This window comes from Enterococcus sp. DIV1411a (assembly GCF_050531945.1).
Classification (GTDB): domain Bacteria; phylum Bacillota; class Bacilli; order Lactobacillales; family Enterococcaceae; genus Enterococcus_B; species Enterococcus_B faecium.
Genome location: NZ_CP172892.1, coordinates 1,530,782 through 1,545,437, shown reverse-complemented (window position 1 = coordinate 1,545,437; position 14,656 = coordinate 1,530,782). Strand labels below are relative to the sequence as shown.

13 protein-coding genes are annotated in these 14,656 nt (G+C 39.5%); 12 read left to right on the top strand and 1 reads right to left on the bottom strand.

The features are described 5' to 3' along the window. Positions 1 to 157 precede the first annotated feature (157 nt). From ylqF to IGJ87_RS07395, 10 genes are all read left to right on the top strand, one after another. The gene (gene ylqF / locus IGJ87_RS07440; RefSeq protein ID WP_002296988.1) at positions 158 to 1,018 is read left to right on the top strand and encodes a ribosome biogenesis GTPase YlqF; all 861 of its coding nucleotides are present in this window, start codon (positions 158 to 160) and stop codon (positions 1,016 to 1,018) included. Beyond that, a complete protein-coding gene (locus tag IGJ87_RS07435) occupies positions 1,011 to 1,778 on the top strand; it encodes a ribonuclease HII (RefSeq protein ID WP_002323420.1) in 768 nt (255 codons plus the stop codon). Before ylqF ends, IGJ87_RS07435 begins: the two co-directional genes overlap by 8 nt. Positions 1,779 to 1,833: 55 nt before the next feature. Beyond that, the gene (dprA, locus tag IGJ87_RS07430; RefSeq protein ID WP_002323421.1) at positions 1,834 to 2,691 is read left to right on the top strand and encodes a DNA-processing protein DprA; all 858 of its coding nucleotides are present in this window, start codon (positions 1,834 to 1,836) and stop codon (positions 2,689 to 2,691) included. A gap of 121 nt (positions 2,692 to 2,812) precedes the next feature. Continuing rightward, entirely contained in the window at positions 2,813 to 4,891 is a 2,079-nt protein-coding gene (gene topA, locus IGJ87_RS07425) for a type I DNA topoisomerase (RefSeq protein WP_002298115.1), read from the top strand. Beyond that, the gene (gene trmFO, locus IGJ87_RS07420) at positions 4,860 to 6,236 is read left to right on the top strand and encodes an FADH(2)-oxidizing methylenetetrahydrofolate--tRNA-(uracil(54)-C(5))-methyltransferase TrmFO (RefSeq protein ID WP_045135963.1); all 1,377 of its coding nucleotides are present in this window, start codon (positions 4,860 to 4,862) and stop codon (positions 6,234 to 6,236) included. Before topA ends, trmFO begins: the two co-directional genes overlap by 32 nt. Before the next feature lie 197 nt (positions 6,237 to 6,433). Next, complete coding sequence (xerC, locus tag IGJ87_RS07415) at positions 6,434 to 7,339, top strand: tyrosine recombinase XerC (protein ID WP_002288415.1); 906 nt, start codon at positions 6,434 to 6,436, stop codon at positions 7,337 to 7,339. 36 nt (positions 7,340 to 7,375) lie between these two features. Further along, a complete protein-coding gene (gene hslV, locus IGJ87_RS07410; RefSeq protein WP_002288419.1) occupies positions 7,376 to 7,924 on the top strand; it encodes an HslVU peptidase proteolytic subunit in 549 nt (182 codons plus the stop codon). Between the two features lie 13 nt (positions 7,925 to 7,937). After that, complete coding sequence (hslU, locus tag IGJ87_RS07405) at positions 7,938 to 9,338, top strand: ATP-dependent protease ATPase subunit HslU (RefSeq protein WP_104770894.1); 1,401 nt, start codon at positions 7,938 to 7,940, stop codon at positions 9,336 to 9,338. 17 nt (positions 9,339 to 9,355) lie between these two features. Next, complete coding sequence (codY, locus tag IGJ87_RS07400) at positions 9,356 to 10,147, top strand: GTP-sensing pleiotropic transcriptional regulator CodY (protein WP_002290223.1); 792 nt, start codon at positions 9,356 to 9,358, stop codon at positions 10,145 to 10,147. A gap of 81 nt (positions 10,148 to 10,228) precedes the next feature. Then, on the top strand, positions 10,229 to 11,104 hold the full coding sequence (locus IGJ87_RS07395) for an aldose 1-epimerase family protein (RefSeq protein WP_002298108.1): 876 nt from the start codon (positions 10,229 to 10,231) through the stop codon (positions 11,102 to 11,104). Between the two features lie 131 nt (positions 11,105 to 11,235). Here the strand turns inward: IGJ87_RS07395 and plsY are convergent, their stop codons facing one another. After that, the gene (gene plsY, locus IGJ87_RS07390) at positions 11,236 to 11,874 is read right to left on the bottom strand and encodes a glycerol-3-phosphate 1-O-acyltransferase PlsY (RefSeq protein ID WP_002296995.1); all 639 of its coding nucleotides are present in this window, start codon (positions 11,872 to 11,874) and stop codon (positions 11,236 to 11,238) included. A 126-nt stretch (positions 11,875 to 12,000) separates the two neighbouring features. On the opposite strand from plsY, the gene IGJ87_RS07385 reads away from it, so the two are divergent. Continuing rightward, positions 12,001 to 12,435, top strand: a complete 435-nt coding sequence (locus IGJ87_RS07385) for a CoA-binding protein (protein WP_002298106.1) — start codon at positions 12,001 to 12,003, stop codon at positions 12,433 to 12,435. 165 nt (positions 12,436 to 12,600) lie between these two features. Next, positions 12,601 to 14,646 (top strand): DNA topoisomerase IV subunit B, encoded by a 2,046-nt coding sequence (gene parE, locus IGJ87_RS07380; protein WP_002317668.1) that lies wholly within the window; start codon positions 12,601 to 12,603, stop codon positions 14,644 to 14,646. Positions 14,647 to 14,656 lie beyond the last annotated feature (10 nt).

The window sequence follows — 14,656 nt, the reverse complement described above, 5'->3', positions numbered from 1 at the left end:
ATCAAAAAAGTGAAGATGTGATAGAATGAGGACTGGTTCACTTTCACTTAACTAATAGATGGAATTTCTTTATAATAAAAAAGTGAATTTATATTGAAAAAGAAAAAAAACAAGTAAAGCCGGGGAATATTCCGGTATGAAAGGAATGGAGAGAACAATGACCATCCAATGGTTTCCGGGACATATGGCAAAAGCCCGACGAGAAGTTTCTGAAAAAATGAAATATGTGGACATCGTATTTGAATTGGTAGACGCACGATTACCTTTATCTTCTCGTAATCCAATGCTAGATCAGATCATTCAGCAAAAACCTCGCCTTGTTTTATTGAATAAAGCGGATCTGGCAGATCCACAACAGACAAAGCTGTGGCAAGAATATTTTCGTAAACAAGGCCATCTTGCATTAGCTATCACGGCACAAGAAAGTAAAGGAATTAAAGGTCTAGTACCTGCGGCTAAAGAAGCATTGAAAGAAAAACGGGCAAGAGATGCTGCTCGGGGGATCAAGCCTCGCGCTATTCGGGCAATGGTCTTAGGTATTCCAAATGTTGGGAAATCTACGTTGATGAATCGACTAGTAGGCAAGAAAATTGCACAGACAGGAAATAAGCCTGGCGTAACAAAAGGTCAGCAGTGGCTTCGTTTAGGTAATGAGTTGGAATTGTTAGACACACCAGGGATTTTATGGCCCAAATTTGAAGATGAAGAAATCGGCAAAAAACTAGCGCTGACAGGCGCGATCAAAGACCAGCTTGTCCATTTAGATGATTTAGCGATTTACGGATTAGACTTTTTTGCCCGATATTATTCAGGAAGAATCAGCGATCGTTATGGTTTATCAATCGAGCAAGAAGAAAAATTGGCACCGGAATTACTGATGGATATTACAGCAAAACGTGGGTATAAAGAAGACTATGATCGCGGCAGCGAATTAGTCGTGCATGATATTCGCCAAGGAAAACTTGGACGATACACACTGGATCGTTGCGAAGAAATGGAGCAAAAAAGTGATGACTGAATCCATCCAAAGTATCAAAGAACGATTGAAAAGCATACAGAGAATAGATGATCCTACACTAGAATCATTAAGAAATGATCCACGCAAAGGCGTGCAGCAAGCACTGGCTTCTTTTGAACGACGATTGAAAAAGGAAGCATTAATTAAGGAAAAATATGAAGAAATGTTTTGCTTTGAAAAGCAAGGGTACGCACAAGGTCACCAATGGATTGCCGGCATTGATGAAGTAGGAAGAGGACCATTAGCTGGACCTGTCGTGGCAGCTGCAGTTATCTTGCCGAAAAATGAGATCATATTAGGGCTGAATGACTCCAAACAATTATCAGAGAAAAAGCGAGAACTTCTTTATCAACAAGTTCAAGAAAAAGCCCTGGCAATCGGGATCGGGATCGTTGATCAGCAGACAATCGATGATGTGAATATTTATGAAGCAAGTAAATTAGCGATGATCCAAGCAGTAGAAAAATTGTCCATTGTACCAAGCTATTTGTTGATCGATGCGATGACCTTGGATTTGCCTATCCAGCAGGAAAAAATAATCAAAGGGGATGCACGATCTGTGTCGATTGCTGCTGCAAGTATCATTGCTAAAGTATATCGAGACCAATTGATGAAAGAATATGACGTGCTTTATCCTGGATATGGTTTCTTGCATAATGCAGGTTATGGAACAAAGGAACACTTAGAAGGACTTGAACGACAAGGAATTACGCCAATCCATCGTAAAAGTTTTGCACCTGTAAAAAAATATTTACAATAAAAAACAGCCGCTTTTACGTATCTTATTAGAAAGAGAGACGAAAGGCGGTTTTATGATGTATCAAATAGAAGAGAATTTATTGAAACTTGCTTATGCAAAAGGAATCAGTAGTCAAGGAAAATGGGCACTTGCTAACTGGATGATGCAGTATCCTTATAAAGAAATCGGATTTGAAGACATCATTAAGATAGGTAAAATAACCACACATCGGGAGCTGTTTCGCAAAAGTTGGCAGGAAATTCACGCTAACTGGGGCAAAATCCAATCGAAACAGTCGTTTATCACTTGCTTTGATCCCAAATATCCCCCTCAGCTACTTCACTTGACCTATCCGCCAATTGTACTGTTTTATAATGGTGATCTATCTTTACTTTCTTGTAACATGTTAAGCGTTGTTGGTGGAAGACACACTTCTGCTTTAGCCAAAAAAACAGTTTATTATTTACTAAAACCAGTGGTAGAAGCTGGATATGTGATCGTCAGTGGCTGCGCGAAAGGGATAGATACATACGGTCAACAAGCAGCAATCTCTCATGGTGGACGGACAATCGCAGTCATTGGAACAGGGATAGAGCAAGTCTATCCTGCTGAAAATCGTGACTTGCAAGAGGTGATTGCAAATGATCATCTTCTTTTGAGTGAATATCCTCCTCAATCCGGCCCGAAAAAGCATCGTTTTCCAATGAGAAATCGGATTATCGCAGCTTTGTCTAAAGGAACATGTGTCTTTGAAGCCAAGAAAAAAAGCGGCTCTCTGATAACAGCACAGCAAGCATTGGATCTTGGAAGAACAGTTTTTTCTGTTCCAGGAAATATTTTAACAGAACATTCTACCGGATGTCATCATTTGATCCAAGACGGTGCAGTTTGCACGGTTTCGGGTGAAGATATCTTGGCAGAATTTAAAGAATAACACCATACTTTTCATTTGCTTTTCTTGACAAACGTTTTCTGAATGGATATGATTAGCTACGATTTGTATGAATCCTCTTTTAATAGTAGGAACACGACAATGGAAAGGAGTCCATTCAGTAATGGCGTATAAATATTTAGTGATTGTAGAATCACCTGCAAAAGCCAAGACAATTGAGAAATATCTTGGACGAAACTATAAAGTAATGGCCAGTGTTGGCCATATAAGAGATTTACCGAAAAGTAAAATGGGTATCGATTTTGAAAACAATTATGAACCCCATTATATTTCTATACGCGGAAAAGGCGATGTCATCAAAAGCCTTAAAGCCGCAGCAAAAAAAGCTCAAAAAGTTTACTTGGCAAGTGACCCGGATAGAGAAGGAGAAGCGATTGCTTGGCATTTAGCGTACCTACTTGGGTTGGATCTGAAAGAAAAAAATCGGGTGGTCTTCAATGAAATCACAAAAGACGCAGTCAAAGCAGCTTTTAAGGAACCAAGAACGATCGATGTAGATTTAGTAGATGCACAGCAAGCTCGTCGTACCTTAGACAGAATCGTTGGTTATTCGATCAGTCCTATTCTCTGGCGTAAGGTCAAGAAAGGGTTAAGTGCAGGACGTGTCCAATCTGTCGCTTTAAAAATTATTATTGACCGTGAAAAAGAGATCCGAGAATTTGTTCCAGAAGAATATTGGAGCATCGACGGTAATTTTAAAAAAGCTCGCAAGAAATTCAAAGCAAATTTCTGGGGAATCGACGGTAAGAAAAAGAAATTACCAGATGCACAAAGTGTAAAAGAAGTCACTGCTAGAATTGATGGAACAGACTTCGAAGTTAAAAAAGTAGAAAAGAAAGAGCGCAAAAGAAACCCTGCGAATCCTTTCACTACAAGTAGCCTGCAACAAGAAGCTGCCCGTAAGTTAAACTTTCGAACAAGAAAAACCATGATGGTAGCACAGCAATTATATGAAGGAATCACTTTGGGTAAACAAGGAACAGTCGGCTTGATTACATACATGCGTACTGATTCTACCCGGATTGCCGATACAGCAAAAGCAGAGGCCGCAGCATTTATTGAAGATACGTATGGAAAAGAATTTTCTAGACATGATCACCGAAAGATCAAAAATGCTCAAGGCGCACAAGATGCCCATGAAGCTGTGCGTCCAACGAGTGTGCTTCGTACACCAGATGAACTCAAACAATATTTAGATAAAGATCAATTGAAACTTTATACATTGATCTGGTCACGTTTTGTGGCTAGTCAGATGACACCAGCTATTTTAGATACAATGAAAGTGACATTAGAACAAAATGGTGTCATCTTCATTGCGAACGGTTCAAAAATCAAATTCAAAGGATTCATGCAAGTGTATGTGGAAGGTAGAGATGACGGCAAAGAAGAGAAAGAAAATATTCTTCCAGAACTTGAAGAAGGCGATATAGTCCAATCTGTTGATATTGAACCAAAACAACATTTTACTCAACCACCAGCACGTTTTAGTGAGGCTACGTTGATTCGTGCACTAGAAGAAAACGGGGTAGGGCGACCTTCCACTTATGCACCAACACTTGATACGATCCAAAGACGCTACTATGTAAAATTGACACAAAAAAGATTTGAGCCGACTGAACTAGGAGAAATTGTCAATTCACTGATCTGTGAATTCTTCCCTCAAATCGTCGATATCCATTTCACAGCAGAAATGGAAGGAGATTTGGATAAAATTGAAGAAGGCACGGAAGCGTGGGTCAAAGTGGTTGATCGTTTCTATAAACCGTTTGAAAAAGAACTGACGAATGCGGAAGAAAAAATCGAAAAAATTCAAATCAAAGATGAACCAGCAGGATTCGATTGTGATGTCTGTGGACATCCGATGGTAATAAAATTAGGGAAATATGGGAAGTTTTATGCTTGCAGTAATTTTCCTGATTGTCGGAATACGAAACCAATCGTAAAAGAAATCGGTGTGACTTGCCCAGTATGTCATGAAGGACAAGTCATTGAACGAAAATCTAAGAAAAACAGACTATTCTATGGTTGTTCCCGTTTCCCAGAATGTGAATTCACTTCTTGGGATAAACCAGTGGGCAGAAATTGTCCAAAATGTGACGGATATCTGGTCGAGAAGAAAGTCAAAGGCGGTAAACAAGTAGTCTGTGTAAATGGAGATTACGAAGAAGACATCCAAAAATAATAGAAAAGAGGTTCTTTCATTGAAAATGGTAAATGTTGTTGGAGCAGGGCTTGCCGGAAGTGAAGCTGCTTGGCAAATCGCACAAGCAGGAGTCCCTGTCCGTTTATATGAAATGCGTCCAGTCAAATCGACTGAGGCGCATCACACAAGTAATTTTGCTGAACTAGTATGTTCCAATTCATTAAGAGGAAACAGTTTGGCTAATGCAGTAGGGTTATTGAAAGAAGAAATGCGCCGATTGGATTCGGTAGTAATCACTTCGGCAGATGAAACAGCAGTGCCAGCTGGTGGTGCCTTAGCTGTTGACCGCGATTCTTTTTCTGAAACAATTACCCGAAAAGTCAAAGAGCATCCATTAGTAACAGTGATAAACGAAGAAATTACTGAAATACCGGAAGGAATCACCGTAGTAGCAACAGGACCTTTGACTTCTCATCCATTAGCAGAAAGCATCAAAGCATTCAATGGTTCAGATGGTTTTTATTTCTATGATGCAGCTGCACCAATCGTAGACAAAGCTACGATCGATATGGATAAAGTATATTTGAAGTCCCGCTATGACAAAGGAGAAGCAGCTTACTTGAACTGTCCGATGACAGAAGAGGAATTCAAAGCTTTCCATGAGGCACTAATCAATGCCGAAGTGGCAGAACTTAAATCTTTTGAGAAAGAAAAATATTTTGAAGGATGTATGCCAATTGAAGTAATGGCACAGCGAGGATTCAAAACGATGCTTTTCGGACCTATGAAACCAGTTGGATTGGAAGATCCTAAAACTGGCAAACGTCCTTATGCTGTTATCCAGCTGCGTCAAGACAATGCTGCAGCTTCTTTATACAACATCGTGGGCTTTCAGACTCACTTGAAATGGGGCGAGCAAAAACGTGTTTTCCGGATGATTCCTGGGTTAGAAAATGCTGAATTCGTTCGCTATGGTGTGATGCACCGAAACAGCTTTATGAATTCGCCAGAATTGCTGAAACCGACTTACCAATCAACGAAACGCGAAGATCTGTTCTTTGCAGGTCAGATGACTGGTGTAGAAGGCTATGTTGAAAGTGCAGCGAGCGGACTACTTGCTGGAATCAACGCCGCACGCTTAGCAAAAGAAATGGAACCAGTCGAGTTTCCACAAGAAACAGCTATTGGAAGTATGGCATACTACATTACTCATGCGGAAGGAAAACATTTCCAACCGATGAATGCCAACTATGGTCTGTTTCCTGAACTGCCAGAGCGCATTCGAGACAAAAAAGCAAGATATGAAGCAATTGCACAACGAGCTTTAAAAGCTAATGAGGCAATAAAAACAGAATTAGAAAAAACTGCAATCCCAAATGAGTAAGGAAACTCCATGAAGAGGGTGAGACGGATAGTCTCGCTCTTTTTCTTGCGTTTTTCTTAAGAATTTCTCAAACAAAATGTGAGGAATTGCGCCAATTGTGAACAAACTTAGAAATATTGGTTAAATTCTGACAATTTATTTGTCTTTTTATAAACGCTGTGCTAAATTATTCTCTGGGACAAAAGGAAGGTGAGAAAATGACAGAAGCCACGTGGGAACAAAAATTTTTGCGTTATTTGATTGTCGAAAGAGGATATTCAGAAAAAACGAAAGAAGCATATGAAGAAGACATTCTCCATTTCAAACATTTTTTGGAGGAATCTGGAGACGCTGATCTGCTGAAGGCGGAATATTTTACGGTTCGTGTCTATTTGAGTGCATTAGCTGATCATCGTCCTAGCTATAGCAGAAATTCTATCAGTCGCAAGATAGCCAGCCTACGTTCGTTTTATCAGTATCTTCTCAAAGAAGAAGTGATAAAAGAAAATCCATTTTCTTACGTTCATCTCAAAAAGAAAAATTTGAGACTGCCACGTTTTTTTTATGAAAATGAAATGCAAGCACTTTTTGACAGCGTAGCAGGAGATAGTCCTTTGGATTTGAGGAACCGCGCTTTACTGGAAGTCCTTTACGGGTCAGGCATCCGTTTAAGTGAGTGTAGCAGTTTGTCGGTATCAGACATTGATTTTGATTCAGAGGTCATGTTGATCCATGGTAAAGGGAACAAAGAGAGATATGCTCCTCTAGGTTCTTTTGCTCAAGATGCTCTGCAAGAATATTTCAGGGAAGGCCGCCAGGTATTGATGACAAAATATCACGAAGAGCATGATATCGTTTTTGTGAATCATCATGGAAAACCAATCACGCCTACTGGAATTGAATATGTCTTGAATCAAATGATCAAAAAAAGCAGTTTGGATAGTGATATCCATCCTCACATGCTGCGCCATACATTTGCTACTCATTTATTAAATAATGGGGCAGATTTGCGGACAGTCCAAGAATTGCTAGGACATGCCAATTTATCGACTACCCAGATCTATGCCCATGTAACAAAAGAAAGTTTACAAAAAAACTATCGTTCTTTCCATCCAAGAGCGTAAAAATAAGGAAAAGAACAAATTTAGGAGGAAACAAACATGGTCGAATCACCATTTCATTCAACCACTATCTGTGCCGTCGAAAAAGACGGGAAATTTGCTATGGCTGGAGATGGCCAAGTAACAATGGGTGAATCTGTTGTCATGAAAGGCACTGCAAAGAAAGTACGACGTATCTACAATGGAGAAGTTGTTGTAGGTTTCGCCGGAAGTGTTGCAGATGCGTTTACTTTAGAAGAAAAATTTGAAGGCAAACTAAACGAATATAACGGGAATCTACAACGCGCAGCTGTCGAATTAGCTCAAGAATGGCGGACACAGCAATCTATGCAAAAACTTGAAGCGATGCTGATCGTAATGAATGATAAAGAAATGCTTCTTGTTTCAGGTACAGGAGAAGTTATCACACCAGATGATGGTATCTTAGCTATCGGATCAGGAGGGAATTTTGCGTTGGCTGCAGCCCGAGCAATGAAAAACTATGCTCAAAACGACATGAGTGCGAAAGAAATTGCAGAAAATGCGTTAAATATTGCCGCAGATATCTGTATCTTTACTAATCATAATATTATCGTAGAAGAACTGTAAGAGGTGAGTAGATATGTATGAATTAAAACAAACACCAAGACAAATCGTAAGTGAATTAGATGAATATATCGTAGGACAGCACGCAGCAAAAAAATCTGTTGCCGTTGCTTTGCGTAACCGCTATCGCCGTTTGCAGTTAGATGAAAAAATGCAACAAGATATTACACCAAAAAATATGCTGATGATCGGACCTACAGGGGTCGGTAAAACAGAAATCGCACGACGTTTGGCAAAAATCGTCAATGCACCATTTGTCAAAGTCGAAGCAACAAAATTTACTGAAGTCGGTTATGTCGGAAGAGATGTAGAATCAATGGTTCGGGATTTAGTAGAAAATGCGATCCAAATCGTAGAAAAAGAGCAGTACAGCCGTGTATACACAAGTGCTAAAAAAAATGCAGAAAAACGTTTGGTAAAAATCTTGGTACCTGGTATCAAAAAAGAACAGAAACAATCCACTAATCAATTTGAACAAATGATGAATCTTTTTAATGCTAGTCAGCAAAATACCGCTGAACCGCAAGAAGAAGTGACAGAAGATATTCGAATCAATCGCCGTACAGTCTTGGAACAACTACAAAAGGGTTTACTGGATAGTCGTGAAGTAACCATTGAAGTTGAAGACCAAAAGAAACCTGCACCAATGATGAACAATGGATTGGAGCAAATGGGGATCGACCTAAATGAAACTCTAGGTGCTTTGACACCGAAGAAAAAAGTGGAAAGGACGGTAACAGTCAAAGAAGCTTTAGAGTTATTGATCAAGGAAGAATCAGCAAAATTAGTCAAGGATGCTGATATCCATAGTGAGGCAATCAAATTAGCGGAAGAAAGTGGAATTATTTTTATCGATGAAATCGATAAGATCACTTCTAAATCACAGCAATCTGGAGAAGTATCCAGAGAAGGCGTCCAAAGAGACATATTGCCAATCGTCGAAGGTTCACAAGTAAATACAAAATACGGGATCATCCAAACAGATCATGTCTTATTCATTGCTTCAGGAGCGTTCCATTTATATAAACCGAGTGATTTGATTCCAGAACTCCAAGGGCGTTTCCCAATACGGGTAGAATTAGATGATTTGACAGCTGAAGATTTTGTGAAAATTCTGACTGAACCGAATAATGCTTTAATAAAACAATATGTAGCATTGATTGGTACAGAAAATGTGTCAGTTACGTTTACAAAAGAAGCAATTGAACGGATCGCTCAAATCGCTTTCGATGTCAACCGTGACACAGATAATATCGGCGCACGCAGACTGCATACCATTTTGGAAAAACTACTAGAAGATCTATTATTTGAAGCACCAGATATGCAAATGGGAGAAATAACGATCACAGAAGCATATGTGGATGACAAACTTGGCTCAATTGCGGCAAATGAAGATTTAAGTCGCTATATTTTATAAAAAATCGGAGGACGACAATGACAGACTTGCTAACGAAAACCCGCAAGATAAACACACTTTTGCAGCAAAAGAATACTTTTGACATGCAAGCAGATTTGCCTTACGATAAAATGGCTGTCACACTAGGTGGTATTCTTGACAGCAACACCTATATCATAGGAAGTGACGGAGTATTACTAGGTTATAATGAACGTCACGATGTGAACAATGAACGAATCAAAACAATGTTTGTTGAGAAACAATTTCCTGAATCTTATACTGATACAGTGGCACAGTTGATGAAAACTGAAGCTAATATCCCAATTACTAGTGATATTACTGCATTTCCGGTAGAGTCAAGAGAGAAATATCCATTTGGTCTGACGACTGTCGTTCCGATCTTTGGAGCTGGCGAACGTTTGGGTACGATTATCTTATCTCGTATGGAACAATCGTTTGCAGATGACGATCTAGTCTTAGCAGAATATGGAGCTACGGTTGTCGGTATGCAGATCCTTTATCAGAAGTCTCGAAGCATCGAAGCAGATGTACGGAGTGCAACGGCTGTCCAAATGGCAATCAACACATTATCTTATAGCGAATTGAAGGCTGTACAAGCTATCTTTGAAGCATTGGATGGAGATGAAGGTCGTCTGACTGCTTCTAATATTGCCGATAGTATCGGCATCACTCGTTCTGTGATCGTCAATGCTTTACGAAAATTGGAATCAGCTGGAATCATTGAATCTCGTTCGTTAGGCATGAAGGGAACTTATTTAAAAGTATTGAATTCCCGTTTTAAAGACGAGTTAGCAAAACACAGTTATTAGAAGTAAGGGGACTGGGGCAGATAGAAATGTTTGTTCCAGCCTTCCCATTTTAAAAAGTAAGTCGAAGTTGGAGGAATGGCAATGACTGTTATTATTCAAAATGACCAGCTGATCGCCGAAATCGCTGAACACGGTGCGGAATTGATCAGTCTGAAATCAAAAGAACATGGTTTAGAGTATATCTGGCAAGGTGATCCAGCGTATTGGGGCAGACATGCACCGGTTTTATTCCCTTTTGTTGGACGTTTAAAAGATGATCAGTATGTTTATCAAGGGAAAACATATCAAATGGGGCAACACGGATTTGCTCGGGATATGGATTTTGAAGTCATTGAACATGGACAAGAAATGGCTAGTTTCATCTTAAGGAGTACGCCGGAGACATTAGAAAAGTATCCATTTGATTTTGAATTAGTGATCAGCTATGAATTAGGAGGAGACGGCATCACGGTTCATTATCAAGTGGCAAATACCGGTGAAAAAGAAATGTTCTTTTCTATCGGTGGACATCCTGCTTTCAATGTACCTCTTGAAGAAGGATTGTCATTTGAAGATTTCTATCTGGCATTTTCTCCATTGAAATCAAGATTACGCCTACCATTGAAAGGCCCATTCATCGATATGGATCAAAAGACGTTAGGTCAGACAAATACGAATCTGGCTTTGAATCGTGAACTTTTTGAGCAAGATGCCTTGGTTTTTGAAACAAGGGGTCTAAATGCGTATGCCATTCGAAGTGAAAAATCTTCCCATAGCGTAACTTTAAGCTATAAAGATATGCCTTATGTAGGGATCTGGTCTCCTTATCCAAAAGAAGCGCCTTTCGTTTGTATCGAACCGTGGTGCGGAATCGCTGACGCGGTGAACAGTAGTGGAAACTTGATGGAAAAAGTAGGGATCAATCAACTAGGTGCCCATGAAATCTTCAAGACAAAATATTCCATCACAGTGAAGTAAGAGGTTGTGACCGAGAAGTTAGCAGGGAACACCGTTTACCAAGGTGTGTAAAAAAGCTATCCTGTAAGTAATAAGGGAGTGTGACATCGATTTGTCACACTCCCGTTTTATCTCTTTGGAATGAAAAAGTATCAGGATTTTTTCTTGCTGCTATTCAAACCAAACGGGATTCGACTTTCAGTATGGTTTCTGATACGCTTGATATTGTCTTTATGCCGATAAAAGATAAAGGAAGAAACTAAAAAGGCAATGATCGTCAGTAACCAATTGGGCTTAGCCAAAATCACAGGAGCTACATAAGGAAGGACGATCGTAGATAAAGTGATCAATACTGCACTGATCATACTGCTCAAACTCACCATACTTGTACAAAATAAACTAACGATAAAGATGATACAAGAATAAACAAAAAATACAGGATTAAATCCTAAAAGCATTCCTGCACTTGTCGCAACAGCTTTTCCTCCTTTGAACCCAGCAAAAATCGGAAATGTATGGCCAAGAATGGCGCATACCCCAAACCAAAGAGGGTTAATCCCAGAAAGGTGGAAGATCATCGGCAAACAAGTAGCCAATGTACCTTTTAAAATATCCATAAGCAGGACAACAATCCCGGCTGTTTTGCCTAATACACGAAATGTATTGGTCGTTCCAGTATTACCGCTCCCGTGTTGTCGGATATCTTTTTTGAAAAACAATTTGCCAATCCAGACACCGGAAGGAATAGAACCTAAAAGATATGCTAAAATAAGTAATAAGATCAATTTCATTTTTTACCCTCTTTCAAGTTGAAAACTATCCTTTATTTTAGCATGAATAGGTAACAGGAACAATTGAAAAAATGAAAGATACAAGTATAATAGATGGAATAAAAAGAAAAGCAAGGGGTGGCAGAAATGTCTGTAAAAAATCCAACACAAGAAACGATTTTCAACTATTTGGAAGAAGCAAAAAATATTGCCGTCGTAGGCTTGAGCAATAAACCAGAACGAACAAGTTACATGGTTGCACAGGTATTGCAAGACAATGGATATAAAATCATACCAGTAAATCCATTATTGGCTGGTGAAGAAATTCTAGGCGAGAAAGTCTATGCGAATTTGACAGAAATCGATGATCCAATCGATATCGTAGATGTATTTAGACGGAGTGAATTTTTACCTGAAGTAGCAGATGATTTTTTGAAAACTGATGCTAAAGTGTTCTGGGCACAATTAGGGATTGAAAACAAAGAAGCAGCTGAGATGCTAAGAAAAGCAGGACGTACAGATATCGTGATGGATCGTTGTATTAAGATTGAACTTGGTAAGTTGAAAGAAAACCAAAAATAAAAATGACCACAAAGAAGAGATGATCGATAGAGGGGAATGTCGAAAAAGCGGTTAGGAGATAATTAAAATTGATTTCTCGTCTACCCTCTTTTTTTTCACGACCTTTTCTAGTATGATAATCGTGGTGCGGTTTTGCCGCAAAGTATTATTGAAGGAGCGTTTGCCTTGGCAAAAAAAGTAAACAACGAATACAATGACTCGTCCATCCAAGTATTGGAAGGATTAGAGGCAGTTAGAAAAAGACCAGGGATGTACATTGGATCCACTGACAGCCGAGGCTTGCATCATTTAGTCTATGAAATCGTCGATAATGCAGTTGACGAAGCATTATCAGGTTATGGCAGTGAGATTGATGTGACCATCCATGAAGACAATAGTATAACTGTTGCAGATAGCGGACGTGGGATGCCTGTAGGAATGCATGCTTCCGGAATACCAACAGTTGAAGTGATTTTTACTGTGCTGCATGCTGGCGGAAAGTTTGGTCAAGGAGGGTACAAAACTTCTGGTGGACTGCACGGTGTAGGAGCCAGTGTGGTAAATGCCTTATCGAAATGGCTAACTGTAACGATCGTTAGAGATGGCGTAGAGTATCAGCAGAAATTTAAAAACGGCGGTAAACCTGACGGTACGTTGAAAAAGATAGGAAAAACAAAAAAAGCAAACGGGACGACTGTCCATTTTTTACCAGACGATACAATATTCAGTACAACGAAATTTTCATATGAAATTTTAGCCGAACGGTTAAGAGAATCTGCCTTTCTTCTAAAAGGCGTTAAAATCTCTCTTTCTGATCTTCGTGGAGAAGTACCAGTCAAGGAAATTTTTCATTACGAAGAAGGAATCAAAGAATTTGTTGATTATCTGAATGAAGAAAAAGATACATTGACACCAGTTGTTTATTTTTCAGGAGAAAAAGAAGGTATCGAAGTAGAGGTCGCTTATCAATACAATGACGGGTATTCAGAAAATGTCTTATCTTTTGTCAATAACGTTCGGACAAAAGATGGGGGAACCCATGAAGCTGGAATGAAAGCGGCAATGACGAAATCTTATAATGAATATGCGAGAAAAGTTGGTTTGCTGAAAGAACGGGACAAGAATCTGGAAGGTAGTGATTTCAGAGAAGGGTTAGCTGCTGTACTTTCTATCCGTGTACCTGAAAATCTTCTGCAATTTGAAGGGCAAACAAAAGAAAAACTTGGTACGCCAGTTGCTCGTACCGTAGTAGATAACGTCATCAGTGAACAAATGGGCTTTTATTTGCAGGAAAATAGCGAAATGAGCCAGATGTTGGTCCGTAAAGCAATCAAAGCCAGAGAAGCGAGAGAAGCAGCACGTAAAGCCAGAGAAGAAAGCCGAAATGGGAAGAAGCGTAAAAAAGGCGAATCTCTTCTTTCAGGAAAATTGACACCCGCACAATCCCGAAACCCTAAGAAAAATGAATTGTATTTAGTCGAAGGGGATTCTGCTGGCGGATCTGCTAAACAAGGAAGAGACAGAAAGTTCCAAGCAATTCTACCTTTACGAGGAAAAGTCATCAATACCGAAAAAGCTAAAATGCAAGATATCTTGAAAAATGAAGAAATCAATACGATGATCTATACGATTGGTGCAGGAGTCGGTCCTGAGTTTTCTATCGAAGACTGTAATTACGACAAAGTAATCATCATGACCGATGCGGATACAGACGGCGCCCATATTCAAGTATTACTGCTTACTTTCTTTTATCGTTATATGAAACCGCTGATTGAAGCTGGGAAAGTATATATCGCGTTACCGCCTTTATATAAAGTATCCAAAGGACAAGGAAAGAAGCAAGTCATTGAATATGCGTGGACAGATGACGAATTGGCAGCAATGATTAAAAAAGTCGGCAAAGGATATATGCTGCAGCGATATAAAGGACTTGGAGAGATGAATGCGGAACAATTGTGGGAAACAACGATGGATCCGACTTCCCGTACGTTGATCCGCGTCCGTATCGATGATGCTGCGCAAGCTGAACGTCGAGTAACCACACTGATGGGTGACAAAGTAGAACCTCGAAGAAAATGGATCGAAAATCACGTGCAATTTACGCTCGAAGAAGATGGCAGTATCTTAGATAAAAAAGAGGATACTGAAATCTCTCCTTCAGTTTCTAATGATTTATTAGATGAAGAACGAGCAGATAAAAATGAAAACAATCAGTTATTTGAAGTAGAATAGGAGGTCACCT